The organism is Cupriavidus sp. a3 (assembly GCF_051015765.1).
Classification (GTDB): domain Bacteria; phylum Pseudomonadota; class Gammaproteobacteria; order Burkholderiales; family Burkholderiaceae; genus Cupriavidus; species Cupriavidus oxalaticus_A.
Genome location: NZ_CP170644.1, coordinates 1,400,218 through 1,424,218 on the forward strand (window position 1 = coordinate 1,400,218; position 24,001 = coordinate 1,424,218).

Consider the following 24,001-nt stretch of genomic DNA (forward strand, 5'->3'; position numbering starts at 1 on the left):
CGCTTCCCAAAGGAGACACCATGCCGGTCCGATTCGCACTGCGCAACCTCGCAGTCGGCATTTCCCTTGCCTTGGGCATGGGCGTCTTGCCGGCCACCGCGCTCGCGGCCCCCCCCGATACCCCGCTGCGCATCGTGGTTGGATTCGCGCCTGGCGGCGCCCTCGACATCTTTGCGCGTGCGCTGGCCGAGAAGCTGCGCGCCTCCCTCGACACGCCGGTCCTGGTGGAAAATCGTCCGGGCGCTTCAGCCCGGCTGGCGCTGGACAATGTCCGGCGCTCACCCGGCGACGGCAAGACGTTGCTGATTTCACCGGCGCCGCCGTTCACGATCTTTCCACTGACCTACAAACAGCTGCCCTACGACCCGGACAAGGACCTGGTCCCTGTCGCGTACCTGGCAGATGTGCCGCTGGTGGCATCGACCAGCGTCGGCCAGCCGTACCGGACCATGCAGGAATACCTGGCGTGGGTGAAGCGCGATCCCTCGAAAGGCGGCGTCGGACTGGTGACCCTCGGCGGCAGCATTCATTTCGGCGTCGTCACCCTCGGCAAGGAAATCGGCGTGCCGCTGACGCCCACGGCGTACCGCGGCGTGGTGATGATGCTGACCGATGAGATCGGCGGCACGCTGCCCATCGGCATCGACGCCATTGCCGGGCAGATGGAGCTGTACCGCGCCGGCAAGATCCGCTTCCTCGGCGTTACCGGCACCAGGCGTTCATCGCTGCTGCCTGACGTGCCGACGCTGGCAGAAGCCGGCGCCCCCGGCTTCGAGACGGCCTCCGGTTGGTACTCTGCGTTCGTGCCGGCGGGCACCCCGCCCGCCGCCGTTGCAAGGTTGGAGAAGGCGCTGCTGGAGGCGGTCCGCGCGCGCGACCTCCGCGACAGGATGGCGACGCTGGGCATGGAACTGAACGGCCAGCCGGCCGCGGCACTGCGTCAGACCATCCAGGACCAGCGGGGGCGGTGGAAGCCTGTAGTCATGGCTTCCGGCTTTACGGCGACCGAGTAGTCGTATCCGCGGCAGGATCGTACGGCAGTACCCGCTCCTGCTCCTCCGGGCTGTTGCGGGCAACGATGGCGCGGGCCGGCTCGGTGGCGCTGAGATTAAATGGCTGGTGCGGAACACCGGGCGGGATAAACAGGAACTCGCCCGCCCCGGTGACCACGGAATCTCGCAAGCCGGGGCCGTAGCGGGTTTCCACCCTGCCCTCCAGCACGTAGATGGCGGTCTCGTGCTCGCAATGGACATGGGCTTCCGCGTGCGCGCCGGGTGGGACCACGACAAGGTGCATCGACAATGCCCTCGCGCCTGCCGTCGTGCCGGAAATGCCAACGAAATACGGCAGCTTCTGGCTGGTGGCGATTTCCCGGTCCGGGCGCACCGCCACCAGGGTCGACGGAATGCTCGCGCTCGTTGTCTGCATGATGCAATGCTCCGCTCTCTCGGCTCGCCAGGGGCGCCACGCCGGCATTTCCAGGCCTTATCGGCCATCGGGAAATTCATCATAGTGATTTGCCGATGGCCGTTCAATCGCGCCGCTGCGCCTGGCCGCGCATCGCCTTACTGCGCCGACAAGCCCCCATCCACGCCGATGCTCTGGCCATGGATATAGCGTCCGGCCGGCGCGGCCAGCAGCACCGCCAGCCCCGCCACGTCCTCCGCCTCGCCGATGCGGCGCATCGGCACGCCCGCGGCCAGCCGCGCTTCGCGCTCCGGGTCGCCCCACAAGGCATCGCGCGAGAATTCCGTGCGCACCGGGCCCGGGTTAATGGCATTGACGTTGATGCCGGACGGGCCGAGCTCCAGCGCAAGGCTGCGCATGGCCTGGTCGATCGCTGCCTTGGTCACGCTGTACAGGCCAAGGAACGCCGAGCCGCGCTTCGCCGCGATGCTCGACATGAAAGTGATCGAGCCATCGCGGCGCTCGGCCATCTGCGGCGCCAGCGCGTTCACCAGCATCAGGTTGCCGCGCACATTGCCGGCCATGGCCGCATCGAACAGCTCGGGGCCTTGCGTCAGCATCGAACCCGGCGTGGCGCCGGCCGCCGCGTTGAGGACCAGCGCATCGACCCGGCCGTACGCGGCCAGAGCCTGCTCGGCGAAGGCGCGCACGCTGTCGACGTCGGCAATGTCACAGGCGATGCCGGTGGCGCGGATGCCGTCCGCTTCGAGCTGCGCGGCGACGGTGCGCGCGGCTTCGCCGTCACGTCCCGATACCACCACGGCGGCGCCGGCGTTGCCGAGCGCCCGCGCCATGGCGAGGCCCATGCCGCGGGTGGATCCGGTGATGACGGCAACGCGGCCGCTCAGATCGAAAAGGTTGTGCATGATGAATAACTCCTGAATGGGGATGGCTGCTGTTTTTCCGGCTCTATAGATGATGACTGACATCTATTGAATAAAGTATGGCCATCATCTAAACTGCAGTCAAGGCAGAATTCCGAGGAGTCCTTCACATGGCACGCGCATCACGCGAACAAGCCGACAAGAACCGCGAGGCGATCGAGCAAGCGTCGTCGCGGCTGTTCCGCGAGCGCGGATTGAACGGCGTCAGCGTCGCGGAGCTGATGGCCGGCGCCGGCCTGACCCACGGCGGCTTCTATGGCCACTTTGCTTCCAAGGACGCGCTCGCCGCGCAGGCCTGCAAGCGCGCCTTTGAAGAATCCGCCGCGCGCTGGGAACGCCGGCTGGCGCGCGCCAACGGCGACCGGCACACCATGCTGGCCAACCTGGTCGAGCCGTACCTGACGGCTGCGCACTGCGCCAACCCTGGCGCCGGCTGCGCTGCCTCATCGCTGGCGGTGGACGTGGCGCGCGAGCCCGCCGACAAGCCGGTGCGGCAGGCTTACCTGGACGGCTTCAAGGTACTGGTCGATGAGATGGCCACGACCGTAGCCAGCGATGACCCGCGGGTACGCGAGGAAGAAGCCCTGATCCGCATGGCCATGCTGGTCGGCGCGCTGACACTGGCGCGCGCAACCGCGGGCGATCCGCTTTCCGAGGCCATGCTCGACGCCGTCCGCAACCGTTTGCTGGGCAGTTCCGCCTAGCCCGCCCCTTAACCACGTGCCGGGCCCTTCCCCCTGCCACCTATGGGCTGGCGGGCTGGGCCTCTTTCGCCTGTCGCCACCCCAACTCCGAGGTCAGAGAAACCCAATGTTCGCGCAAGCCCTTTCCCGCCGGCTCGACCGGCGCGGCATCCACTACGCGTGGCTGGTCGCCGCCCTTACCTTCCTGGTGATGCTTACCACCTCGGCCGCGCTCGGCCTGCCCGGGGCGTTCCTGTCGCCGCTGGCGCGCGAGATGGGCTGGAACACCGACGAGATCTCGTCGATCCTTGCCTTCCGCTTTGCGCTGTTCGGGCTGATGGCGCCGTTCTCGGCCATCCTGATGGAGCGCTTCGGCGTGCGCAACGTGGTCTGCGCGGCGCTGGCGCTGATCGCGGGCGGCATGGCGCTGGCAACGGTGTCGACCGAGCTGTGGCAGCTCTTCGTGGCGTGGGGGCTGATGCTGGGCGTCGGCTCCGGGCTGACCGCGCTGGTGCTGGCAGCCGTGGTCGCCAACCGCTGGTTCAGCGCGCGGCGCGGGCTGGTCATCGGCCTGCTGACCGCCAGTTCGGCCACCGGCCAGCTTGCATTCCTGCCGGTGGCCGCCTGGCTGATCGAGCATATGGGCTGGCGCGTCGCCGTGCTGCCCGTGCTGGCCGCGTGCGCGCTGCTGGCCATGCTGGTGCTGGGCCTGATGCGCAACCGTCCCGCCGACGTGGGCCTGGCGGCGTTCGGCGAAGTCCCGGCCGCGGCGCCGGTGCAGCCGTCCGCGCCCCCGGCGCCGCTGACGCTGCGCGCGCCGTTCGTGGTGCTGCGCGATGCGGCGCACACGCAGGCGTTCTGGGTCCTGGCCGGCACCTTCTTTATCTGCGGCCTGAGCACCAATGGCCTGATCCAGACGCATTTCATCGCGCTCTGCGGCGACTTCGGCATGGGCCCGGTGCCGGCGGCGTCGGCACTGGCGATGATGGGCGCCTTCGACTTCGTCGGCACGATCCTGTCGGGCTGGCTGTCGGACCGCTATGACAGCCGCAAGCTGCTGTTCTGGTACTACGCGCTGCGCGGCCTGTCGCTGTTCTGGCTGCCGCATTCGACCTTCACGCTGTACGGCCTGTCGATCTTTGCCATGTTCTACGGGCTGGACTGGATCGCCACCGTGCCGCCGACGGTCAAGCTGGCCGCCACCGCGTTCGGGCGCGAGCGCGCGCCGGTCGTGTTCGGCTGGATCTTCGCGGCCCACCAGATCGGCGCGGCCGTGGCGGCGTTCGGCGCGGGGATGACCCGCACGCTGCTGCTGACCTATACGCCGGCGCTGTATGCCGCCGGCGCGGCCTGCCTGGTGGCGGCGCTGCTGGCGCTGATGGCCAGCCGCAAGCGTGCGGCAAGCATGGCGGAGCCCGTTCGCGCGTGAGCCCACGCAGTGCGCGCGGGTTCCCGCACGCACCGGGTCATTCTTCAGAACTTGGGGATGCGCAGCGTCTTGCTGACCATCAGCGTGCCCGACAGCGCGAACAGCAGCGCCAGCGGATGCAGCACGGCAGGGCCCAGCACCCAGGCGCCGCCAGGCAGGTCGCCACCCAGCTGTCCTTGCCAGGCACACCATGCCAGCACGGCGGTGAGCAGCACGCTGGTCGGGATCGGCGTGCCTTCGAAATACGCCACCTTGCCGCTGTCGCTGCCGGCGGCCAGCGTTTCGGCGGTGACGTTGAAGCGCGCCAGCCGGCTCACGCCGCAGCAGACGAAGTAGATCAGGATGGCCAGGTCCCAGCCGCCGCGCATGCCGGCGGCAAACGCCAGCGTGGCCGGCCCCACGCCGAACGAGATCACGTCGGCCAGCGAATCGAGCTCGCGCCCCAGCGCCGAATGGGCATGGCGCCAGCGCGCGATGCGGCCGTCGAGCACGTCGAAGATAAAGGCCAGCGGCGCCAGCGCCGCGGCCGTGTAGAAGTGCGACAGCTGCTGGTCCGCCACGTAGAACATGGCGAAGAAGACCGACCCCATGCCACAGGCTGCATTGCCGAGCGTGAACACGTCGGCAAGCTGCAGTTCGCGCAGCATCGAGAAATGGCGGGGACGCTCCGGCCGTGTGTTCATCGCGCGCTTACAGGGCCTGCGATACGTGGTGCACGCTCGGCGGTGCAGCGAAGGTATCGCCCACCAGCGCACGCCATTGCTGGAATTCCGGCGATTCGCGGAAGTGGACCATGTGGTCCTCCACGGTCTCCCAGTCGACCACCAGCGTGTACTGCTCGGGCTGCTCGATCGAGCGGAACAGCTGCACGCCATGGCAGCCGCGCGAGCGCAGGAAGAGCGGCTTGGCCTGGCTGACGCCCTGTTCGAGCTGCCGCTCCATGCCGGGCTTGATGGTGAGTTGAGCGATTTCCTTGATCATGGCGGTTCTATTACCTTTGGGTAGGAGGCCGGCGCACGCCGGCGGGTTCTTACTACCTTAGCACGATCGACGGCGCCGCATGCCGCGGAAAGCATTCCGTTACACCGCTCGGCTAGCATCGTGGACCTTGCCACTTCGTTGCCAGAGCTGCCATGCCGACCCGCTTGCGACCGCTGCCCGGAAGTTTTTGCATCCCTGCCCTCACCATTCTTCTCTGCCTGCCCGGTGCCGCGCCGGCGTTTGGCGCCGTGCAGCCATGCGGCGCGCCGGCGACGGCCATTGCCCAGGTCCAGGACGGCGGCGCATGGTCCGGCCGAATGGTCGAGGTCGAAGCGGTGGTCACCGCGGATTTCAGCGGCGATCGCGGCCTGCGCGGCTTCTTCGTGCAGCAGGCCGACGCCCAGCGCCAGCAGCGGCCGGGCATTTCCGAAGGGCTGTTCGTCTATGCCCCGCGGGCAGTGGCGCGCACGGGCGACCTCGTGCGCCTGTCCGGAAGGGTCGAGGAAAAATTCGGACAAACACAGCTGACCTTGTCCGATGCGCCGGCGGTCTGCGCCAGCGGCATTCCGGTCACGCCGGCAACGCTGGTGTTGCCGGCCAGCGATGCCGACCTGCGTGCCCGCGCCGGCATGCTGGTCAGGATGCCGCAGACGCTGACGGTCAGCGAAACCCATGAACTGGCGCGCTATGGCACGCTGGCGCTGAGCGTGGGGCGCCCGTTCGCGCCCACGCAGGTCGCCTTGCCAGGCGCGGGCGCAGCGCAAGCCGCGGCGGCCAATTTGCGCAACCGGTTGCTGCTCGACGATGGCTCGACGCGCCAGTACCCGGAAGTGGTGCCGTACCCGCCGCCGCAGCTTGCCGCCAGCCATCCGTTGCGTACCGGCGATACCGTCAGCGGCGTGGCCGGCGTGCTGGAGAAGCGCCACGGGCAGTGGCGCCTGCAGCCGGTACGCGGCGCGCGGGCGCCGGCGTTCCAGGCCGCCAATCCGCGCCCGGGCGCGCCGGCGCGCCATCCCGCCGCAACGCTGCGGGTGGCGGCATTCAACCTGCAGAACTACTTTAACGGCGGTGGCGGCAGTGGTGGCCTCGCTTCGGGCGACAACCGCGGCGCGCGGACCGCCGCGGCGCTGGCCCGGCAGGAGGCCAAGCTGGCCGCCGCACTGCGTGCGCTGGATGCCGACGTGATCGGCCTGATGGAGTTGCAGAACAACGGCTTTGGCCCGGACAGCGCCGTGCGGCAACTGGCGGCGCGGCTCGGGCCCGACTGGCGCGTCGTCGATCCCGGAACGCCCGCGCTCGGCGGCGATGCCATCGCGGTGGGCCTGCTGTACAACGCCCGCGCCACGGAGATCGTAGGCCGTGCCGCCACCACCTGGCTGGGCGCCCGCAGCCGCCAGCCGCTTGCCGCCAGCTTCCGGGCAAAGGCCGGCGGCGCGCCAGTGACGGTCGTGGTCAACCACCTCAAGTCAAAGAACTGCGCGGAAGCCGCTGGCGCGCAAGCCGACCAGGGCGATGGGCAAGGATGCTGGAATCCCTCGCGCGTGCAGGCCGCCGGCGCCCTGGCCGACTGGATTGCCATGGTGCCGACCGGCGCCCCCGGCGCGGGCGTGCTGGTGATCGGCGACCTGAACAGCTATGCAATGGAAGATCCGGTGCGGCTGCTGGCACGGCGCGGCTATGCGGACATGGTGGCGAAGCTGGCGGGGCCGCAGGCCTACAGCTACGTCTACAACGGACAGGCCGGCTACCTCGACCATGTGCTGGCGGATGCCGCGGCCGCGAGGCATGTCGTAGCCGTGCAGCCGTGGCATATCAATGCCGACGAGCCGGCGGCGTTCTCTTATGCGCCGGCCCCGGGCGCGCCTTCGGTGCCGGCCTACTACGCCCCCGATGCATACCGGTCCTCCGACCACGACCCCTTGCTGATCGACCTCGCCCTGGCCGCCGGATCGCCCTAGCCGGCCGACATGCGCCGCAGCAGCAATCCCTGCGCAAGGTACAGCACCACCAGCAGGTTGGCCGCCGCCAGCCCGCCATGCAGCCAGCCCGGATGGACAAAGGCTTCGTACAACTCCAGCGGGATATAGATGCCGCCGGACCAGATGCCGATCCAGTTGCCCCAGGCGAGCCCGCGCCAAAGTCCGTAGGCCTCGGCGAAGCGCATCAGCGCATAGACCGCCGCCGAGCCGCCGATCGCCCACAGGCGCGCGTTATCGGGATGCGCGAGCAGCGACAGGAAGATGGTGGGATAGCGGCTGGCGGGGTTGACGTGCAGGCGCTGGATGATGGCTTCGGCCAGCGCCTGCGCATCGCGGTGCAGCAGCGCGGCCAGCCCCAGGCCAGCGACGATCACCAGCAGGCCCTTGGCCGCCTCGAACATTGCAATGCCCTTCAGGCCCAGAGCGCCCTCACCCTGCTTTGCCATGCGTGTTCCCCGTCCGGATTGCAGTGACTGCAAAGCCGGTATTGTGCAACAGGGAAACGCCACGCAGCGGGGCTGGTGCAACGGCCGCAGCGGCGGTAGTCAGCGGCGGTAGTCGTCGTAGTCCCGCTCGCGCATCGGCCCGTCGGCATCGATGCCGCCGCTGGCGGCAAGCGGGCCATCGACGGTCAGCGGTCCGGCAACATTCAGGTCGCCATTGACCACCATGTCGCCATGCACGGTCAACGGTCCCTTGAACACCTTCAGGTAGCCGCCGCGATACGGCACCGAGCGGGCGCTGACCGGGCCGGTGAAGAATGCTGCGGTCAGCGGGCCGCTGGCATAGACGTGGCCGGCGACGGTCAGGGTGCCATGGACCCGCACCGGCCCCTGCACTTGCGCCGATCCGCCGATCGTGATCGGACCCGACTCATGCGGCTGGGCGCGCAGCGGCCCCGCGCCGAACAGCAACGCCAGCGCCAGCGCGGCGCCCAATGCCAGCCGCCACATCCACGCTGCGGTATCGGGGCCAAGGGTACGGGACGTCATGGTGATGGCAAAGCTCCTGCAGCGGCGTGGGCCGCTGTTTCCAACTTAGTGCCGATCGCCCCGCCGTGCAAGGCTATGGCGCCTGCGATGCTTCCAGCCTCGCCTTCAGGCGCCTGACGGCCTCCGCGGACTCGGACTGCAGGCGCGAGCGCAGCATCAGGCGATTGAGCAGCGCAAAGAGCAGCGTGGGCGACTGGTAGCTGAATTCCCGTTCGAAACGCGTGCTTTCCGCCGATGGCGTCAGCGACGGCGTCATGGCCGGAGTGAGCTTGTAGGTGATGGTACCGGCCCGGCGCCCGCCCGGCACCTCGCCCGCAATCGCCCAGACGCGCGGACGCTGGTTGATGGTGACGGTCCAGATCACCACGGCGCTGCGCTCGCCCGCCACGAAGCTTTCGGCCACGCGCTCACCGAGCGCCAGCGGATGGTCCGTGGCCCCCGCTACCGCGCCCGAGGCGGGATACCACGCCGGCCAGTGCTGCGGCGTGGCAATGTAGTCGAACACCTCGGCCGGAGTCCGGGCGATCACCACTTCGTCGTGGATGCTGGTGCGGTCCGCCCACGGCAATGGCACCAGCAGCAGCGCCACCGTGAGCGCGGCAAAGATCAATCCCCAGACCGGTTTCCTGAAGCGAAGCATGACGGCGCAACCCAGGCGCCCGCAAATCTGACGCGTGGCGCGATGCTTCCAGTGTAGTGATTCCGGGGCATCGCGCCAGCATCGGCGTCGCTTGTTGGTGCGCTTGTTGGTGCGCTTATTGTCGCGCTTATCGACGCCCTTGCGGCGCGCGGTTGCACCGCGTCATGGCGTGCCGCTGCGGCGCGTCATTGCGCGGGCACGGTGGCCGTCACCGGCCGCGTTGCCGCCACCGTCTCCGGCACCGGCCCCCAACCGCCGCCCAGCCGGCGGATCAGCGACACCGTTGCGGCAGCGCGCAAGCCCGCCACCGCATTGGCCTCGCGCTGGGACTGCAGCACGGTGCGGTCGGCATCGATCACGGTCAGGTAGTCGACGGCGCCGGCATCGTAGCGGCTGCGCGAGATCCGCGCCGCGCGGCGCGCGCCGCCCAGCGCGCTGTCCAGCGCGCCTGCCTGCTGGCTCAGCCAGCGCACATCGGCCAGGCTGTCCTCGACTTCCCGGAAGGCCACCAGCACGGTCTGCCGGTACGCGGCCACGCTTTCCTCGTGCGCGGCACGCGCGCCGGCCAGGTTGGAACTGTTGCGGCCGCCGTCGAACACCGTCTGCGCGATGGTCGAGCCGATCAGTGGCCCCAGCATCCAGGTGCGCGACGACCATTTGAACAGGTTGGACAGGTCGGCCGATTCAAAGCCGAACAGCCCGGTCAGCGTGATGCGCGGGAAGAACGCCGCCTTGGCCACGCCGATGCGGGCGTTGGCCGCAGCCATCTGCCGCTCCGCCGCGGCGATGTCCGGGCGCCGCTCCAGCAGCTCGGACGGCAGCCCGGCCGGGATCGCGATCGGCGCGGCATCGAACGGCCGCGCCGGCAGCGAGAACGCCGCGGGCGGCACGCCGGTCAGCACCGCCAGCGCATGCTCCTGGTTGGCGCGGCGGCGCTCGATGCCGGCCAGGTCGGCGCGCGCCGTGCCAAGCTCGGCCTCGGCGCGGGCCGGGTCAAGGTCGGTGGTCTCGCCGGCGTCGTAGCGCTTCTTCAGCAGCTTCAGCGCGTCTTCACGCAGCCGGATGGTCGCATTCAGCAGGTCGCGTTCGCTGTCGAGCGTGCGCAGCGCAAAATACGCCTGCGCCACGTCGGCCTGCAGCGCGAGCTGCACCGAGCGGTACAGGTCCTCGGCCGCCTCGCCATCGGCGCGCGCGGCATTGACGCTGGACGCGACGCGGCCGAACAGGTCCAACTCATAGCTGGCGAAGGCGCGGGCCTTCAGCACGGTCTGCGGCGAGACCCGCGTGCCATCAGGCAGGCCTTGCGACGCGGCCGACGGCTGGGATCGGGTCGGATCGAGCCCCACACTGAGCTGCGGGTAGAGATCCGCCTCGGTCGCGCCGGTGAAGGCACGCGCCTGCTTCAGGCGCGCCGCGGCGATGGCGAGATCCTGGTTGGATTCGCCGGCGGCGGCCATCAGGCGGTCCAGTTCGCCGTCGCCGAAGATCTTCCACCATTCGCCGCGATGCTGGCCTTCGGCCGGTGTCGCGGTCTTCCATTGCGCGCCTTCGGCCTGCGCGGCCTCGGCTTCCTTGTAGGCCGGCACCGTGGCGGTCTCCGGCACCTTGTAGGTCGGCGCCAGCGAGCAGCCGGCCAGGATCAGCGCGGCGGCCAGCGTAGCCAGCTTCGGCAACCAGTAGTTTGTTGTCGACATTGCAGCAGCATTCATGTTGATCACCATTATTCAGCCGATGCGGTCAGGCGGGCGGCGCCCTGCTCCTGCGCCGCCGCGCGGCGCTGGCCCCGGGTGGCCAGCAAACGCAGCGCCACGTAGAACACCGGCGTCAGGAACAGCCCGAAGAAAGTCACGCCGAGCATGCCCGCGAACACCGCCACGCCCATCGCATGGCGCATCTCCGAGCCGGCACCGCTGGACACCACCAGCGGCACCACGCCCATGATGAAAGCGAACGACGTCATCAGGATCGGACGCAGGCGCAAGCGGCTCGCTTCGATCGCGGCCTGCACCACGGTACGGCCGTTATGCTCGAGCTCGCGCGCAAACTCCACGATCAGGATCGCGTTCTTCGCGGATAGCCCCACCAGCACGATGAAACCGATCTGCGTGAAGATGTTGTTGTCGCCTTGCGTCAGCCACACCCCCGTCATCGCCGCCAGCAGGCTCATCGGCACGATCAGGATCACCGCCAGCGGCAGCGTCAGGCTTTCATACTGCGCAGCCAGCACCAGGAACACCAGCAGCACGCACAGCGGGAAGATCCAGACGCCCGCATTGCCGGCCAGGATGTCCTGGTAGGTCAGCTCGGTCCATTCGAACTTCATGCCCTTCGGCAGCGTTTCCGCGGCGATGCGCTCGGCGGCGGCCTGCGCCTGCCCTGACGAGAACCCCGGCGCGGGCCCGCCGTTCATGTCGGCAGCCGTGAAGCCGTTGTAGCGCACCACGCTGTCCGGACCGAAGCCCTGCTTCACCTGCACCAGCGATGACAGCGGCACCATGTCGCCGGCGGCGTTGCGCGTCTTCAGCTGCAGGATGTCCTCGGCATGGGCGCGGAACGGCGCATCCGCCTGCACCTTGACCTGATAGGTGCGGCCGAACTTGTTGAAGTCGTTGACGTACGCCGAGCCCAGGTAGGTCTGCAGCGTGTCGAACACCTCCGTCACCGGCACGCCCAGCTGCTTGGCCTTGACGCGGTCCAGCTTGACGTCGAGCTGCGGCACGTTGACCTGGTAGTTGCTGAAGATGCCGGTCAGCTCGGGCGTGGCGCGCGCCTTGGTGGCGAAGGCATTGGTTGCCTCGAACAGCGCGTCATAGCCCAGCGCCGCACGGTCCTCGATCATCAGCTTGAAGCCGCCGATGGTGCCGAGGCCCTGCACGGGCGGCGGCGGGAACACCGCGATAAAGGCATCCTGGATCGCCCCATACTTCTGGTTGAGGTCGGCGGCAATGGCCGCGCCCGACAGCTCTGCGCTCTTTCGCTCTTCAAACGGCTTGAGCGTGGCGAACACGATGCCGGCGCTCGGGCTGTTGGTGAAGCCGTTGATCGACAGGCCCGGGAAGGCCACCGCCGATTCCACGCCCGGATGCTTCAGCGCGATCTCGCTCATCTTGCGGATCACGTCCTCGGTGCGGTCCAGCGTGGCGCCGTCGGGCAGCTTGGCGAAGCTCACCAGGTACTGCTTGTCCTGCGCCGGCACGAAGCCCTTGGGCACCAGCTGGAACACGCCCCAGGTCAGCGCCAGCATCACCGCATAGACGCCGAACACCGAACCCTTGCGGCGGATCACGCCCTTCACCCCGCGGCCATAGCTTTCCGCGCTGCGGCCGAAGAAGTTGTTGAAGCGCTTGAAGAAGCCGCCGAACACGCGGTCCATGCCGCGCGACAGCCAGTCCTTGGGCGCGTCATGGCTCTTCAGCAGCAGGGCCGACAGCGCCGGCGACAGCGTCAGCGAGTTGAACGCGGAGATGATGGTCGAGATCGAGATCGTCAGCGCGAACTGCTTGTAGAACTGGCCGGTCAGGCCGGTCATGAAGGCCAGCGGCACGAACACGGCGATCAGCGTCAGCGCGATGGCGATGATGGGGCCGCTGACTTCGCGCATGGCCTTGTAGGTGGCCTCCTTCGGCGTCAGCCCTTCCTCGATGTTGCGCTCGACGTTTTCCACCACCACGATCGCGTCGTCGACCACGATACCGATGGCCAGCACCAGCCCGAACAGCGACAGCGCGTTGATCGAGAAGCCGAACGCATGCATCAGGCCGAAGGTACCGACGATCGACACCGGCACCGCCAGCAGCGGAATGATCGATGCGCGCCACGTCTGCAGGAACAGGATCACCACCAGCACCACCAGCGCGATGGCCTCGAACAGCGTATGCGTCACCGCCTCGATCGAGTGGCGCACGAACTGCGTGGGGTCATAGACGATGCTGTAGTCGATGCCGTCCGGGAAGTTCTGCTTCAGCTCTTCCATGGTCTTGCGCACGTCATCCGAGATCTGGATGGCGTTGGAGCCCGGCGCCTGGAAGATGGGGATGGCCACTGCCGGCTTGTTGTCCAGCAGCGAGCGCAGCGCGTACTCGGACGCGCCCAGCTCGATGCGGGCAACGTCCTTCAGGTAGGTCACCGCGCCGTCGGCGGAGGTGCGCACGACGATATCGCCGAACTCTTCCACCGTGCCCAGGCGGCCCTGCGCATTGACCGACAGCTGCAGGTCGGCGCCCGGCAGCGACGGCGACTGGCCGATCACGCCGGCCGCCACCTGCACGTTCTGCTCGCGGATGGCCTTGATGACATCGCTGGTGGCGAGCTGGCGCTCGGCCATCTTCTCGGGGTTGAGCCACACGCGCATGGCGTAGTCGCCCGAGCCGAACAGCTGCACCTGGCCCACGCCCTGGATCCGCGCCAGGCGGTCCTTGACGTTGATTACCGCGTAGTTGCGCAGGTATGTCATGTCGTAGCGGTCGTTGGGCGAGACCAGGTGGACCACCATGGTCAGGTCCGGCGAGCTCTTGACCGTGGTGATGCCCAGCCGGCGCACGTCTTCCGGCAGGCGCGGCTCGGCCTGCGACACGCGGTTCTGCACCAGCTGCTGCGCCTTGTCCGGGTCGGTGCCCAGCTTGAAGGTCACGGTCAGCGTGAGCAGGCCGTCGCTGTTGGACTGCGACGACATGTACAGCATGTCCTCGACGCCGTTGATCTGCTCTTCCAGCGGCGAAGCCACGGTTTCGGCGATCACCTTGGGGTTGGCGCCCGGATACTGCGCGCGCACCACCACCGACGGCGGCACCACTTCCGGGTACTCCGAGATCGGCAACTTGAACATCGAGATGGCGCCAATCAGGAAGATCAGCACCGACAGCACCCCGGCGAAGATGGGGCGGTCGATAAAGAATTTGGAGAGGTTCATCTTGGTCTCTGCCTGCGTTGGCGTAGCGGTCCCCCTGGCGGCCCGCCGTGGCGGGCGCCATCCACATCTGCAGGGGGGCGCTAGGGGTTTTCTGCTGTCGGTAGGCGGATCAGCTCACCGGCTTGGCGTCCGCATCGCCTTTTCCGGCGGCGGCCTGCTTGCGGTCAGGCGTTGCCTGGCGCGGCTCCAGCTCGCTGCGGAATGCCATGGCCACCGCCTTGGGCTGAACCGTGTCGCCCGGCCGCACCCGCTGCAGCCCGTTGACGACGATGCTCTCGCCCGGCTTCAGCCCCTTGCGGATCACGCGCAGGCCTTCGTAGTTGGGTCCGAGCTCGACTTCGCGGTAGACCAGCTTGTTGGCCTTGTCGAGCACCAGCACGAACTTCTTGCCCTGGTCGGTGCCGACGGCGCGGTCGTTGACCAGCACCGCCGCATGCGGCGCGCCGCCGCCCATCTTGACCTTGGCGTACAGGCCCGGCAGCAGGCGGCCGTCGTCGTTGTCGAACACCGCGCGCACGCGGATGGTGCCGCTGCGGGTATCGAGCCGGTTGTCGACCGACTGGATCTTGCCCTGGTGCGGGTGGCCGTCTTCGTTGGCCAGGCCGAGGTAGACCGGCAGGTTGGCCTGCCCGCCGCCGGCGCCCGGCGCGGTGTAGCGCAGGTAGCTCTGCTCGTCGATCTCAAAGCTCGCGTAGATCGGCGACACCGACACCACCGTGGTCAGCGCCGGCGTGGCCGTGCCCGGCGCCACCAGGTTGCCCACGGTGATCTCGGCACGCGACACGCGCCCGGACACCGGCGCGGTGATGCGCGTATAGGTCAGGTTCAGGCGCGCGGCTTCGAGTTGTGCCTGCGCGGCGCGCACGTTGGCGCTGGTTTCGCGCGCGGCGTGGATGCGCTCGTCGAACTCGCGGCGCGAGATGGCGTTGTCGTCCAGCAGCCGCTGCGCGCGTTCGCCCTCGCTCCTGGCGTGCCCCGCGCGGACTTGCGCGGCGGCCAGCGCGGCCTCGGCGCGTGCCACTTCGGCGGCGTAGGGGCGCGGGTCGATGGTAAAGAGCGGATCGCCCTTCTTCACCAGCGCGCCCTCGCGGAAATGGACCGCATCGATGGTGCCGCCCACGCGCGGGCGGATCTCCACGCGGTCGACCGCCTCCAGTCGGCCGGAGAACTCGTCCCACTCCGTGATGGTCTGGCCCACCGCGGCGGCCACTTCGATCGACGGGGCCGGCGGCGGGGTGTTGGCATGGGCCTCGCCGCTGTGCCACGGGCGCAGGACCGCGCCGGCCACGCCGGCACCGAGCACCACGACGATGGCAAGGGCAATCAGGGTACGTCGCTTATGCTGCTGCATTTCTCAAACTCCTGTTCGGGTTTTCTTCAACCGGAAAAGCAAATGGCCGAACGCCGCCTGCCGGTCCGCGCAGGGCGGATCGGAACCGATTCAGATTGGATAGTCGGACTTAGGGCCGCCCATGCAAACCGGCGGACCTGGCTCTGGCCGATACAGAGCCGGCTGGCGATTGGCTGGAGCGGCTCAGCCGGCGGGCTTGGCTCCAGGCCGGCTGGCGCTTGCGCCAGCCTGGCGTTCGGTCAGGGTGAGGTATCGTCGGCCGCAGCCAGACATCGCTGCAGGAACCGCGCACCTTCGTCGACCCATGCCTGACACGCGTCATGGGTCTCTTCCACGCCGTCGCCACAGGCGCCGGGCATGATCATGGCCTGGGCCGGCACACCGGCCTTGCCCAGCCGCTGCGCGAAGGCCTCGCCTTCAGCGCGCAGCGTATCCTGTTCCGCGACCTGGACCAGCGTGGGCGGCAGCCCGGCCAGGCGCGAAGCCATCGCCGGCGCGGCATAGGGATGCACGCTGTCCGCCGGCGTCGGCAAGTAATCGCGATAGTTGCAGGCCATGCGCCGCAACGTTTCCATCAGCACCTGCCCGCTGCCGAAGCCCGCGCACGATGCGTGCTGCAGGCAGGGGTCGGTCACCGGCCGGATCAGCCACTGGCCGCGCGGCTGCGCGGTGCCGCGGTCGCGCAGCATCTGCGCCAGCGCGATCGCAAGGTTACCGCCGGCTTCCTCACCCACCAGCGCGAAGCGGGTCTTGTCCAGCTTCAGGCGCCGGGCGTTGCGCAGCACCCATTGCACCGTGCTGTGCGCGTCTTCAGGCGCGGCCGGGAACGGGTTTTCGGGCGCCAGCGAATAGGCCGGCGTCACCACCACGGCCGGCACCGCCCTGGCCAGGTCCTGCACCAGCTTGCGCGCCCGCTCCAGGCCGCCATCGACAAAGCCGCCGGCATGCAGGTACACCAGCCAGGGCAGCCACGTGGCCGCCTCGGCGCCCGGCGCGGGATAGCCCGGCGGGTAGCACACGCACACCGCGATCTCGCGGCCGTCGCTCGTTACCGTGTGCTCGACCACGCGCGGCTCGCCCTGGCCGGTGGCGGCGGGAGCGGCGTTCTGGCGTTGGCCTGGCTTGTTTGGCATGGCGTCCGGCGCACGGGAAAAACGATGCGCTTGAGTGTTGCGATGCAACGGATTATGGTGATTGACGAGGATGGGATAAAGCGAGAGATCGCCAATGCACTGTTCCGGGATTGGAATAATCGAACCGCTCCCGATGGCCGAAACCCCACGCGTGACAAGGTCATCGAAAATGTGATTCACTCCAGTTCCTGGCACGCATGGCGACCCGCAACCCTGCCTTCGTTGCGGGCGCTGCTCGCCCTGACAAACCCACGCCGGCCCGCGCCCCACGCATCCGGCGCCAGCCAGCCGGCAGCACTCCCCCAATCACAACCACAAGCCACGCCGTGCGCGTCACGAGCGCGCGCGGCACGCCGTTCGGATCTCTCGTCGGAACCTCATCATGGACCGTCTCGTATCAATGCAGGCATTCACACGGGTCGTGGACGTCGGCAGCTTTGCGCGCGCCGCCGAATCGCTGGACCTGCCCAAGGCCACGCTGACCCGCCTGATCCAGAACCTGGAGACGCACCTCGGCGTCAAGCTGCTGCACCGGACCACGCGCCGCATCAGCGTGACCAACGACGGCGCGGCCTACTACGAACGCTGCGTGCGCATCCTGGCGGACGTGGAAGAAGCCGAGCAGTCGCTGACTCGGCAGAACAATTCGCCGCGCGGCACCTTGTCGGTCGACACCACCGCGCCGCTGGCCAATCTGGTTCTCGTGCCTGCACTGAATGACTTCCTGCAGGCCTACCCCGACCTGAAGCTCGAACTGACCATCAACGGCAAGCCCATCGACCTGCTGCAGGAAGGCGTCGACGTGGTGTTGCGCGTGGGGATCCCGCTGGACGAATCGATGGTGGCCCGACGCATCGGCCATGTAAAGCTGGCGTTCTACGCCTCGCCGATCTACCTGAACCGCGCCGGCACGCCGGGCGACCTGGCCGAGCTGGCGCAGCACAAGGCGGTGAACTACCTGTCCAACCGCACCGGACGCGAGATGCCGTGGCCGATGGCGCGCGGCACGGAGCGCGGCGAGGTACTGCTGCCCTCGGCGATCTCGACCAACGATCCCGAGGTCTACGTGGGCTGCACGCTGGAAGGCCATGGCATCGCCCGCATCTCGCGCGCCATGGCCGAGCCTTACGTGGCCAGCGGCCGGCTGGTCGAGATCCTGGCCGACTGGCAGACCGACGAGTTGCCGATCTCGGCGATGTATCCGCAGAACCGGCACCTGTCGGCCAAGGTGCGGGTGTTTGTCAACTGGGCGGCGGACCTGTTCTCGCGCCACCCGCATTTTGGTGCGGTACAGCAGCGCCTCGCGGTGGCGGCCTGAGCGCGCCCTGGCGCAAGTTGCAAGCGCCGGAGCCTCCGAAACGTGCCTGGCAGGACAAAACCGGAAGCCGCGAGCGCGTTGCCCGTCCTATACTGTTTCATCCGAAATCACGACGAGAAGAGGATTCCGATGAAACAAGTGCTTATCCCCCTGGCCGCCTGCGTTGCCGCCACCGTGGTGCTGGCCGGCTGCGCCGGTTCCGGCAAGAGCGCCTCGGCCTCATCCAGCGCCACCGGCGCCAGCGCCAGCGCTGCCGCCGCATCGTCGTCGACCACGAGCGGTGCCCGCGCCGCGGCCGCGCTGCAGCCCAAGAGCGGCACCAATACCGCCGGCACCGTGACTTTCCAGCAGCAGCCGGGCGGCGTGCTGATGACCGCCTCGATCACCGGACTGCCGCCGAATACCGTCCATGGCTTCCACGTCCATGAAAAGGGCGACTGTTCCGCGCCCGACGCGATGAGCGCCGGCGGCCATTTCAATCCGGGTGGCAAGCCGCACGGCCAGATGACCATGCCTGATCACCACGCCGGCGACATGAACAACATCACTGCCGACTCGAGCGGCAATGCCAGGGTCAGCATGCTGCTGCCGGACCTGTCGGTGGGTACCGGAGCCAACAGCGTGATCGGGCGCGCAGTGGTGGTGCACAAGGATCCGGACGACTACAAGACGCAGCCGACCGGCAATGCGGGCGGACGCATTGCCTGTGGGGTAGTGGCGGCTTCGTAAGTCGCAGGTGTTTCGCACCTGAGTATCTCCGCTCGCGGGAGAGGGTCAGGGCATGGCAACATGGCGGACATTGCCGACACGCGCGGCCCCGCCCGCGGGACGCGCCGACCATCGCCATGCCATTGCCCACAGACGCTGCGTTCGTGCCCCACCACCGCCTGCACGCCAGTTCGCTGGTGCTGTGCTGCGCCGCCCTGCTGGGCGGCTGCGCGCTGCCGCCGCTGGACAACCGCACCGAATCCACCGCCATCACGCCCGCCGAGGCCGCGGCCACGCCGCTGGGCCGCGCGATCGCGGCCGCGCTGGCCGGCCACCCCGGGCTCAGCGGCATCCACCCGCTGAACAACGCCCAGGCCGCCTTCGCCGCGCGCATCCACCTGGCACGCACGGCGCAGCGCACGCTCGACGTGCAGTACTACATCTGGCGCAACGACCTGACCGGCACGCTGCTGCTGGAGGCGCTGCACGAGGCCGCCGACCGCGGCGTGCGCGTGCGCCTGCTGCTCGATGACAACGGGCTGTCGGGCATGGACGAGCTGCTCGCGGCCATGGACGCGCACCCGCAGGCCGAAGTGCGGATCTTCAACCCGTTCGTGCTGCGCCAGCCCAAGGCGCTCAATTTCCTGACCGATTTCCGGCGCCTGAACCGGCGCATGCACAACAAGTCGTTCACCGCCGACGGCGTCGCCACGATCATCGGCGGGCGCAATGTCGGCGACGAATACTTCGGGGCCACGGACGGCGTGCTGTTCGCCGACCTCGACGTGATTGCGATCGGCCCCGCCGCCGCCGACGTGGCGCACGACTTCGACCGCTACTGGGCGAGCGCTTCGGCATACCCGGTGGACCGGCTGGTGCCGCCGGTCAGCATGGAGCGCCTGGACGAACTGGCCGGCAACGCCCGCGCGGTGGAGCAGAACCCGGCCGCTGCGGCCTACGTGGCGGCGCTGCGCGAGGTGCCCGACGTGCGGCACATGCTCGACGGCACGCTGGAGTTCGAGTGGGCCAGGGCGCGCATCGTCAGCGACGATCCCGCCAAGGCCCTTGGCGAGGCGGAACGCGACACGCTGGTCGCGCACCAGCTGCGCGAGATCCTGGGGGAGCCCCAGCGCGAGCTGGACCTGGTCTCGCCCTACTTCGTCCCCTCCACCGCGGGCACCGCGTATTTCTCGCAGCTGGCCGAAAAAGGCGTTGCCGTGCGCGTGCTGACCAATGCGCTGGAGGCCACCGATGTCGCCGCCGTCCATTCGGGCTATGCCAAGCGCCGCAAGGCGCTGCTGGAGGCAGGCGTGGACCTGTATGAGCTGCGGCGGTCGGCGACACCGGACAAGAAAGAGAACCGCGCCGGCCCGTTCGGCAGTTCCGGCTCGAGCCTCCATGCCAAGACTTTTGGCGTGGATGCCAGCCGCGTGTTCGTCGGCTCGTTCAATTTCGACCCGCGCTCGGCCCACCTCAATACCGAGCTGGGCTTCGTCATCGACAGCCCGGCTCTGGCCGGCCGCATCGAATCGACCTTCGCCACGGTGGTGCCGGAAGCGGCCTACCAGGTCAAGCTCGACGAGCAGGGCAAGCTGTACTGGCTGGAGCGGCGCGGCAACGAGGTGGTGCGCTACGACACCGAACCCAACACCAGCTGGTGGCGGCGGCTCGGCATCTGGTTCCTGTCGATCCTGCCGATCGAGTCGATGCTGTAGCCGGGCCGTTCAGATCTGGTCGATCAGGCTGCGCACGACGTCGGCCAGGCGGCCGGCGCGCTGGCGGCCATTGGCGTCCAGGTCCATGGCACTGCCGCTGGCAAGCGCCTTGAGGCCGAACAGGGCATCGCCGACATCGCGCCAGCCCGGGTAATCGGCATGGATCTTCTCCAGCGCGGCGGCGCCTGCCGCGACTTGCGCGGCAGCCGGCACATTGCCGGCCGCCAGGTCTTCCAATGCCGAGGCGGCATCGACCAGGCCTTTGCGGTTCATGCTGCGGTCTCCCCACTATGTCTTGTCATGGCCGCCACTTGCGGGCGGCGTTGACACTGTAGCAGGATGCCGGGGCCTGTGGCCGCCGGCGGCGCATGGCTCATACCTGACGCGCCACCTCGGCGCCCGCGGGTGCCATGCTCCGCACACCGGCCCGGGCCTCGATGGCGCCCCGCTCAGTTGCGCCCGCTCAGTTGCGTCCAATATCCTCCAGGATCCGCGTCATCAGGTACAGCCGCGGCACGATCGAATCCAGCTCGACGTACTCGTCGCGCGCGTGGTAGCCGTATCCCGCCAGGCCGAAGCTCTCCACCACCGCCGGCTTGCCCGAGCGCGCGGCGTAGCTGGCGTCGGTGGCGCCGCCGGTGCCTTCGGCCAGTGCCAGCGTGCGGCCGTCCAGCTCGGCGTAGATCTCCTGCGCGCGCCTGGCCAGCGCGCGGCCGCGGGCGTCGGCGACGAACGGCGGGCGGCCTTCTTCCATCGTCACCGTGGTCTGCGTGTCGGGCACCAGCTGGCCCGATCTGACCTTGTCCTGCAGCGCGACTTTCAGCCTCTCGGCGGCGCCGCTGGCCGTGGTGCGCACGTCGCCATAGGCCACCGCGCTTTCGGGGATCTGGTTGCGCACCGTGCCGGCCTGCGCCTGGGTCCAGTTCAGCTGCGAGCCGGGCACCTGCGCGCCGACGTCGCGGGTCTGCTGCAGCTGGTAGGCCAGCTCGACCAGCGCATTGCGGCCGCGCTCGGGCGCGGCGCCGGCATGCGCGGCGCGGCCCTTGACCTGCATGGTGGCGGTGGCGGTGCCGGACGCGCCCAGCAGCAGCGACTCGGCCTTGACCACGTCCTTGGCGGCAGTGGGCTCGCACGACAGCACCACGTCATGCTGCGCGGCCAGCGTGGCAATGGTTTCGCCGGAGCCGACCGAACCCACTTCCTCGTCGGGGTTGAACAGCACGGTGATCTGCGCGTAGTCGCGCCAGCCCTTGTTCTTCAGGATCTCCAGCGAATGCAGGATGACCGCAATGCCGCCCTTGTCGTCGGCAATGCCGGGGCCGTAGAGCCGGTTGCCCTCCTCGCGGATCGGCTGCGTCGCCAGCGTGTTTTCCGGATAGACCGTGTCCATGTGGGCGATCAGCATGATGCGGCGCTTGCCGTTGCCGATAAACGTGCCCTTGACCATGGTGCCCGGGCCCTTGGCGACCGGCACGCGCTCCACCCTGGCGCCCAGTGCCTGCAGCCGCTTCTCGGTGTAGCTGGCCATCTGGGCCAGGCCCTGCGCGTTGGCGCTGCCGGATTCGATCGACACCATCTCCTTGAGCGACTGCACCACCGCCGGCTGGGCGGTGCGGGCAGCGGCCAGCAGCGCAGCATCAGGCTGGGCGGCAGCGGCCAGGTGGCCTGCGCCGGCAAGTGCCAGGGCGGCGGCAACGGCAACGTGTCGAACGGAAAACGGCATGGAATCTCCTCGGGTTGGTCTTGTTGGGATCTTGGAAGCTTGTTGGGGCCATGCCGTGTCGCAACGCCGGCATGCACGGCACAACGTGCAAGATGCTAGCCCTTGCAAGCGGGCATGGGGAGGATCAATATCGCCAATCACAATGCCGATCCCGCCACGCCTGGCCCGCGATCGACCCTGCACCAATTGCCCCTGACATGCGCGCCCCCACTGATCCACTGGTCCCCGACACCCCCGCCGCGTCCGCAACACCCTTGCATGTCCGCCTGCTATGGCTGCCCCATGCGATGCCCGGCACCCTCTTCACCACGCTCGACGTGCTGCGCACCGTCGCCGGCGTGGCCAGCCTGCAGCGCCCCGATGCCGCGCCGACGTTGAGCTGGCAGTTGTGCGGCGCCAACGGCCGCATGCTGTCGGCCGACCTGCCGGGCCTGGAAGCCTCCACGCGCCGCATCCGCGCCGCGGGCAGCCGCTCGCTGCTGGTGATCCCGGCCCTGCTGGCCAGCAATGCGCACCAGCTCGGCGACATCGTCCGCGGCGATACCGCCGCGCTGCGCATGGTCGAGCGCCATGTGGCAGCCGGCGGCTGGCTTGCCGCGTGTTCGTCGGGGATGCTGTTGCCGCTGCAGCTCGGCCTGCTGGACGGCGCCCGCAGCGGCGCGCCGTGGATGTACCAGAGCTGGATGACGCACCAGTTCCCGCGCGCGGACCTGGGCGGGGACCAGGCCATGAGCGTGCACGGGCAGGTGTTCTCATGCGTGGCGCCCGCGCTGCAGGTGGAATTCATGCTGCGCGTGCTGGGCCACCTGCACGACCCCGACCTGGCGCAGGCCGCCGCGCAGCTGATGCTGTACCAGCCCGAACGCCAGCGCAGCGTGCCGGCGCTGGTGTCGCAGCGCTGGCTCAGCCGCACGGCGGACAGCCCGGTCTACCGGGCTGTCCAGTGGCTGCAGGAACATGTGGCCGAGCCCTACCAGCTGGCTGCGGTGGCGCAGGCCGCGGCGGTCAGCGAGCGGACCCTGCTGCGGCATTTCCGGCAGGTCACCGGCATGACGCCGCTGGACTACCTGCACACCCTGCGCGTGGAGCGCGCGCGCATGCTGCTGGAGGTGACGCTGCACGGCACGCAGGCGATCGCCGAAGCCTGCGGCTACAGCGACGCGGCCGCGTTCAGGCGGCTGTTCCAGCGCATCGCGGCGATGTCGATGTCGGACTATCGCGCGCGCTTCGCGCTGCGCGCGCGGCGGCGCTACTGGCGCATGGAGGATGCGGCGGCCCGGCGCGGCATGCCGGGCTAGGCGGCGGCAAGGGGCAAGGTCAGGCGCGCAGCGAGATGTGGTTGACCACGTCCTCCACGCCCTGCACGTACCACGCGTCGCGCTCGACCTGCCGGCGCGTATTCTCGCTGGCGACGCAGCCTTCCAGCGTGACCACGCGATCTTCGGTACGCACGCTGACCTGGGCCGCGTCGACAAAGGGATCGGTCTCCAGCACCAGCATCAGCGCCTCGGTGATCTCGTCGTCGCGGTCGGCTTCGGCGGGTGCCACCACCAGCTCATTGACCACGCAGCGGCAGCCGCGCGACCACCAGGCCAGCACGCCGGCCAGGCGCATGTGCGACAGGCTGATCACCTGGCCCCACAGCGTCACCACGCCGTCATGCGCCTCGACCTCGATCCAGCCGCTGCGTTCGCCCACGGGCTCCCGCACGGTCTCGTGCTGGCCCTTGACGCGCGCGCAGATCCTGCAGCTACGGAATTCGATGGCATTGAGCAGGCGCTCGCATACCGCATCGCGCAGTTCGCCGTCGCCGACGGTGACGCTGCCGTTCATCACGCGCAGGTGGTCGATCACGCTGGTCACGCCGTCCACGCGCCGCAGCGCGGTGGCCGCGCGGGTCTTGTCGACGATATCGGCTACCTCGCCCTCCAGGATCAGCGCGCCGTCCGACAGCCGCAACTGGATGGTGGGATGGAGAACATGCCCCTGATAAGGCACATGCGCCAAGGCTGCGCGCGCCTGCGTCAGCACCGCTTCGCTAGTCTGCATTTTGATCGCCTCGCCCGAATGGTCTGGAGATGAGAAGACG

22 protein-coding genes are annotated in these 24,001 nt (G+C 68.9%); 8 read left to right on the top strand and 14 right to left on the bottom strand.

Annotated elements, in window-relative coordinates; all coding sequences use genetic code 11:
• Nucleotides 1–20: 20 nt before the first annotated feature.
• Entirely contained in the window at nucleotides 21–1,013 is a 993-nt protein-coding gene (locus tag ACAD63_RS28165; protein ID WP_135703891.1) for a tripartite tricarboxylate transporter substrate-binding protein, read from the top strand.
• Here ACAD63_RS28165 and ACAD63_RS28170 read toward each other — a convergent pair.
• Nucleotides 997–1,428 carry a cupin domain-containing protein gene (locus ACAD63_RS28170; protein WP_133093288.1) on the bottom strand — a complete coding sequence of 144 codons (432 nt, stop codon included), beginning with the start codon at nucleotides 1,426–1,428 and terminating at the stop codon, nucleotides 997–999. The genes ACAD63_RS28165 and ACAD63_RS28170 overlap by 17 nt on opposite strands.
• 137 nt (nucleotides 1,429–1,565) lie before the next feature.
• Nucleotides 1,566–2,333, bottom strand: coding sequence for an SDR family NAD(P)-dependent oxidoreductase (locus ACAD63_RS28175; protein WP_135703890.1), 768 nt, complete (start codon nucleotides 2,331–2,333; stop codon nucleotides 1,566–1,568).
• A gap of 128 nt (nucleotides 2,334–2,461) precedes the next feature.
• Here ACAD63_RS28175 and ACAD63_RS28180 point away from each other — a divergent pair, with 128 nt between their 5' ends.
• Complete coding sequence (locus ACAD63_RS28180; RefSeq protein ID WP_135703889.1) at nucleotides 2,462–3,055, top strand: TetR/AcrR family transcriptional regulator; 594 nt, start codon at nucleotides 2,462–2,464, stop codon at nucleotides 3,053–3,055.
• Between the two features lie 106 nt (nucleotides 3,056–3,161).
• Nucleotides 3,162–4,463, top strand: a complete 1,302-nt coding sequence (locus tag ACAD63_RS28185; protein WP_434034105.1) for an MFS transporter — start codon at nucleotides 3,162–3,164, stop codon at nucleotides 4,461–4,463.
• A 44-nt stretch (nucleotides 4,464–4,507) separates the two neighbouring features.
• Here ACAD63_RS28185 and ACAD63_RS28190 read toward each other — a convergent pair whose 3' ends face one another.
• The gene (locus ACAD63_RS28190; RefSeq protein WP_135703887.1) at nucleotides 4,508–5,146 is read right to left on the bottom strand and encodes a CDP-alcohol phosphatidyltransferase family protein; all 639 of its coding nucleotides are present in this window, start codon (nucleotides 5,144–5,146) and stop codon (nucleotides 4,508–4,510) included.
• A 7-nt stretch (nucleotides 5,147–5,153) separates the two neighbouring features.
• On the bottom strand, nucleotides 5,154–5,444 hold the full coding sequence (locus ACAD63_RS28195; protein ID WP_133093293.1) for an antibiotic biosynthesis monooxygenase family protein: 291 nt from the start codon (nucleotides 5,442–5,444) through the stop codon (nucleotides 5,154–5,156).
• Nucleotides 5,445–5,596: 152 nt separating this feature from the next.
• Between ACAD63_RS28195 and ACAD63_RS28200 the strand changes: the two genes are divergently transcribed.
• Nucleotides 5,597–7,402, top strand: a complete 1,806-nt coding sequence (locus ACAD63_RS28200) for an ExeM/NucH family extracellular endonuclease (RefSeq protein ID WP_434034106.1) — start codon at nucleotides 5,597–5,599, stop codon at nucleotides 7,400–7,402.
• Here the strand turns inward: ACAD63_RS28200 and ACAD63_RS28205 are convergent.
• From ACAD63_RS28205 to ACAD63_RS28235, 7 genes are all read right to left on the bottom strand, one after another.
• Nucleotides 7,399–7,869, bottom strand: coding sequence for a DUF2127 domain-containing protein (locus ACAD63_RS28205; protein WP_135703884.1), 471 nt, complete (start codon nucleotides 7,867–7,869; stop codon nucleotides 7,399–7,401). The genes ACAD63_RS28200 and ACAD63_RS28205 overlap by 4 nt on opposite strands.
• A 99-nt stretch (nucleotides 7,870–7,968) precedes the next feature.
• A complete protein-coding gene (locus ACAD63_RS28210; RefSeq protein ID WP_434034107.1) occupies nucleotides 7,969–8,415 on the bottom strand; it encodes a hypothetical protein in 447 nt (148 codons plus the stop codon).
• 73 nt (nucleotides 8,416–8,488) lie between these two features.
• Nucleotides 8,489–9,055 (bottom strand): SRPBCC family protein, encoded by a 567-nt coding sequence (locus ACAD63_RS28215; protein ID WP_434034108.1) that lies wholly within the window; start codon nucleotides 9,053–9,055, stop codon nucleotides 8,489–8,491.
• A gap of 185 nt (nucleotides 9,056–9,240) precedes the next feature.
• On the bottom strand, nucleotides 9,241–10,764 hold the full coding sequence (locus tag ACAD63_RS28220) for an efflux transporter outer membrane subunit (protein ID WP_240745779.1): 1,524 nt from the start codon (nucleotides 10,762–10,764) through the stop codon (nucleotides 9,241–9,243).
• An 11-nt stretch (nucleotides 10,765–10,775) separates the two neighbouring features.
• Nucleotides 10,776–13,964: an efflux RND transporter permease subunit gene (locus tag ACAD63_RS28225; RefSeq protein ID WP_135703880.1), complete on the bottom strand. Its 3,189-nt coding sequence runs from the start codon at nucleotides 13,962–13,964 to the stop codon at nucleotides 10,776–10,778.
• A 109-nt stretch (nucleotides 13,965–14,073) separates the two neighbouring features.
• The gene (locus ACAD63_RS28230) at nucleotides 14,074–15,315 is read right to left on the bottom strand and encodes an efflux RND transporter periplasmic adaptor subunit (protein ID WP_135703879.1); all 1,242 of its coding nucleotides are present in this window, start codon (nucleotides 15,313–15,315) and stop codon (nucleotides 14,074–14,076) included.
• A 239-nt stretch (nucleotides 15,316–15,554) separates the two neighbouring features.
• A complete protein-coding gene (locus tag ACAD63_RS28235; RefSeq protein WP_135703878.1) occupies nucleotides 15,555–16,448 on the bottom strand; it encodes an alpha/beta hydrolase in 894 nt (297 codons plus the stop codon).
• A 382-nt stretch (nucleotides 16,449–16,830) separates the two neighbouring features.
• Here ACAD63_RS28235 and ACAD63_RS28240 point away from each other — a divergent pair, with 382 nt between their 5' ends.
• The 3 genes from ACAD63_RS28240 to ACAD63_RS28250 all read left to right on the top strand — a co-directional run bounded on the left by ACAD63_RS28240 (nucleotide 16,831) and on the right by ACAD63_RS28250 (nucleotide 20,189).
• Entirely contained in the window at nucleotides 16,831–17,766 is a 936-nt protein-coding gene (locus tag ACAD63_RS28240) for a LysR family transcriptional regulator (RefSeq protein WP_133093301.1), read from the top strand.
• Between the two features lie 129 nt (nucleotides 17,767–17,895).
• Nucleotides 17,896–18,495, top strand: a complete 600-nt coding sequence (locus ACAD63_RS28245) for a superoxide dismutase family protein (RefSeq protein WP_133093302.1) — start codon at nucleotides 17,896–17,898, stop codon at nucleotides 18,493–18,495.
• A 116-nt stretch (nucleotides 18,496–18,611) separates the two neighbouring features.
• The gene (locus tag ACAD63_RS28250; protein WP_434034109.1) at nucleotides 18,612–20,189 is read left to right on the top strand and encodes a phospholipase D family protein; all 1,578 of its coding nucleotides are present in this window, start codon (nucleotides 18,612–18,614) and stop codon (nucleotides 20,187–20,189) included.
• 9 nt (nucleotides 20,190–20,198) lie between these two features.
• Here ACAD63_RS28250 and ACAD63_RS28255 read toward each other — a convergent pair whose 3' ends face one another.
• Nucleotides 20,199–20,462, bottom strand: a complete 264-nt coding sequence (locus ACAD63_RS28255) for a hypothetical protein (RefSeq protein WP_133093304.1) — start codon at nucleotides 20,460–20,462, stop codon at nucleotides 20,199–20,201.
• 190 nt (nucleotides 20,463–20,652) lie between these two features.
• Nucleotides 20,653–21,912, bottom strand: a complete 1,260-nt coding sequence (locus ACAD63_RS28260) for a M20/M25/M40 family metallo-hydrolase (RefSeq protein ID WP_434034110.1) — start codon at nucleotides 21,910–21,912, stop codon at nucleotides 20,653–20,655.
• A 197-nt stretch (nucleotides 21,913–22,109) separates the two neighbouring features.
• Here ACAD63_RS28260 and ACAD63_RS28265 point away from each other — a divergent pair, with 197 nt between their 5' ends.
• Nucleotides 22,110–23,210 carry a helix-turn-helix domain-containing protein gene (locus tag ACAD63_RS28265; protein WP_243736804.1) on the top strand — a complete coding sequence of 367 codons (1,101 nt, stop codon included), beginning with the start codon at nucleotides 22,110–22,112 and terminating at the stop codon, nucleotides 23,208–23,210.
• Nucleotides 23,211–23,229: 19 nt separating this feature from the next.
• Here ACAD63_RS28265 and ACAD63_RS28270 read toward each other — a convergent pair whose 3' ends face one another.
• Nucleotides 23,230–23,961: a BON domain-containing protein gene (locus tag ACAD63_RS28270; protein WP_434034111.1), complete on the bottom strand. Its 732-nt coding sequence runs from the start codon at nucleotides 23,959–23,961 to the stop codon at nucleotides 23,230–23,232.
• Nucleotides 23,962–24,001: the final 40 nt, after the last annotated feature.

Excerpts from the sequence above, each read along its gene's own strand:
- ACAD63_RS28165 (WP_135703891.1), top strand. The coding sequence starts at position 21 with ATGCCGGTCCGATTCGCACTGCGCAACCTCGCAGTCGGCATTTCCCTT.
- ACAD63_RS28170 (WP_133093288.1), bottom strand. The coding sequence starts at position 1,428 with ATGCAGACAACGAGCGCGAGCATTCCGTCGACCCTGGTGGCGGTGCGC.
- ACAD63_RS28175 (WP_135703890.1), bottom strand. The coding sequence starts at position 2,333 with ATGCACAACCTTTTCGATCTGAGCGGCCGCGTTGCCGTCATCACCGGA.
- ACAD63_RS28180 (WP_135703889.1), top strand. The coding sequence starts at position 2,462 with ATGGCACGCGCATCACGCGAACAAGCCGACAAGAACCGCGAGGCGATC.
- ACAD63_RS28185 (WP_434034105.1), top strand. The coding sequence starts at position 3,162 with ATGTTCGCGCAAGCCCTTTCCCGCCGGCTCGACCGGCGCGGCATCCAC.
- ACAD63_RS28190 (WP_135703887.1), bottom strand. The coding sequence starts at position 5,146 with ATGAACACACGGCCGGAGCGTCCCCGCCATTTCTCGATGCTGCGCGAA.
- ACAD63_RS28195 (WP_133093293.1), bottom strand. The coding sequence starts at position 5,444 with ATGATCAAGGAAATCGCTCAACTCACCATCAAGCCCGGCATGGAGCGG.
- ACAD63_RS28200 (WP_434034106.1), top strand. The coding sequence starts at position 5,597 with ATGCCGACCCGCTTGCGACCGCTGCCCGGAAGTTTTTGCATCCCTGCC.
- ACAD63_RS28205 (WP_135703884.1), bottom strand. The coding sequence starts at position 7,869 with ATGGCAAAGCAGGGTGAGGGCGCTCTGGGCCTGAAGGGCATTGCAATG.
- ACAD63_RS28210 (WP_434034107.1), bottom strand. The coding sequence starts at position 8,415 with ATGACGTCCCGTACCCTTGGCCCCGATACCGCAGCGTGGATGTGGCGG.
- ACAD63_RS28215 (WP_434034108.1), bottom strand. The coding sequence starts at position 9,055 with ATGCTTCGCTTCAGGAAACCGGTCTGGGGATTGATCTTTGCCGCGCTC.
- ACAD63_RS28220 (WP_240745779.1), bottom strand. The coding sequence starts at position 10,764 with ATGAATGCTGCTGCAATGTCGACAACAAACTACTGGTTGCCGAAGCTG.
- ACAD63_RS28225 (WP_135703880.1), bottom strand. The coding sequence starts at position 13,964 with ATGAACCTCTCCAAATTCTTTATCGACCGCCCCATCTTCGCCGGGGTG.
- ACAD63_RS28230 (WP_135703879.1), bottom strand. The coding sequence starts at position 15,315 with ATGCAGCAGCATAAGCGACGTACCCTGATTGCCCTTGCCATCGTCGTG.
- ACAD63_RS28235 (WP_135703878.1), bottom strand. The coding sequence starts at position 16,448 with ATGCCAAACAAGCCAGGCCAACGCCAGAACGCCGCTCCCGCCGCCACC.
- ACAD63_RS28240 (WP_133093301.1), top strand. The coding sequence starts at position 16,831 with ATGGACCGTCTCGTATCAATGCAGGCATTCACACGGGTCGTGGACGTC.
- ACAD63_RS28245 (WP_133093302.1), top strand. The coding sequence starts at position 17,896 with ATGAAACAAGTGCTTATCCCCCTGGCCGCCTGCGTTGCCGCCACCGTG.
- ACAD63_RS28250 (WP_434034109.1), top strand. The coding sequence starts at position 18,612 with ATGCCATTGCCCACAGACGCTGCGTTCGTGCCCCACCACCGCCTGCAC.
- ACAD63_RS28255 (WP_133093304.1), bottom strand. The coding sequence starts at position 20,462 with ATGAACCGCAAAGGCCTGGTCGATGCCGCCTCGGCATTGGAAGACCTG.
- ACAD63_RS28260 (WP_434034110.1), bottom strand. The coding sequence starts at position 21,912 with ATGCCGTTTTCCGTTCGACACGTTGCCGTTGCCGCCGCCCTGGCACTT.
- ACAD63_RS28265 (WP_243736804.1), top strand. The coding sequence starts at position 22,110 with ATGCGCGCCCCCACTGATCCACTGGTCCCCGACACCCCCGCCGCGTCC.
- ACAD63_RS28270 (WP_434034111.1), bottom strand. The coding sequence starts at position 23,961 with ATGCAGACTAGCGAAGCGGTGCTGACGCAGGCGCGCGCAGCCTTGGCG.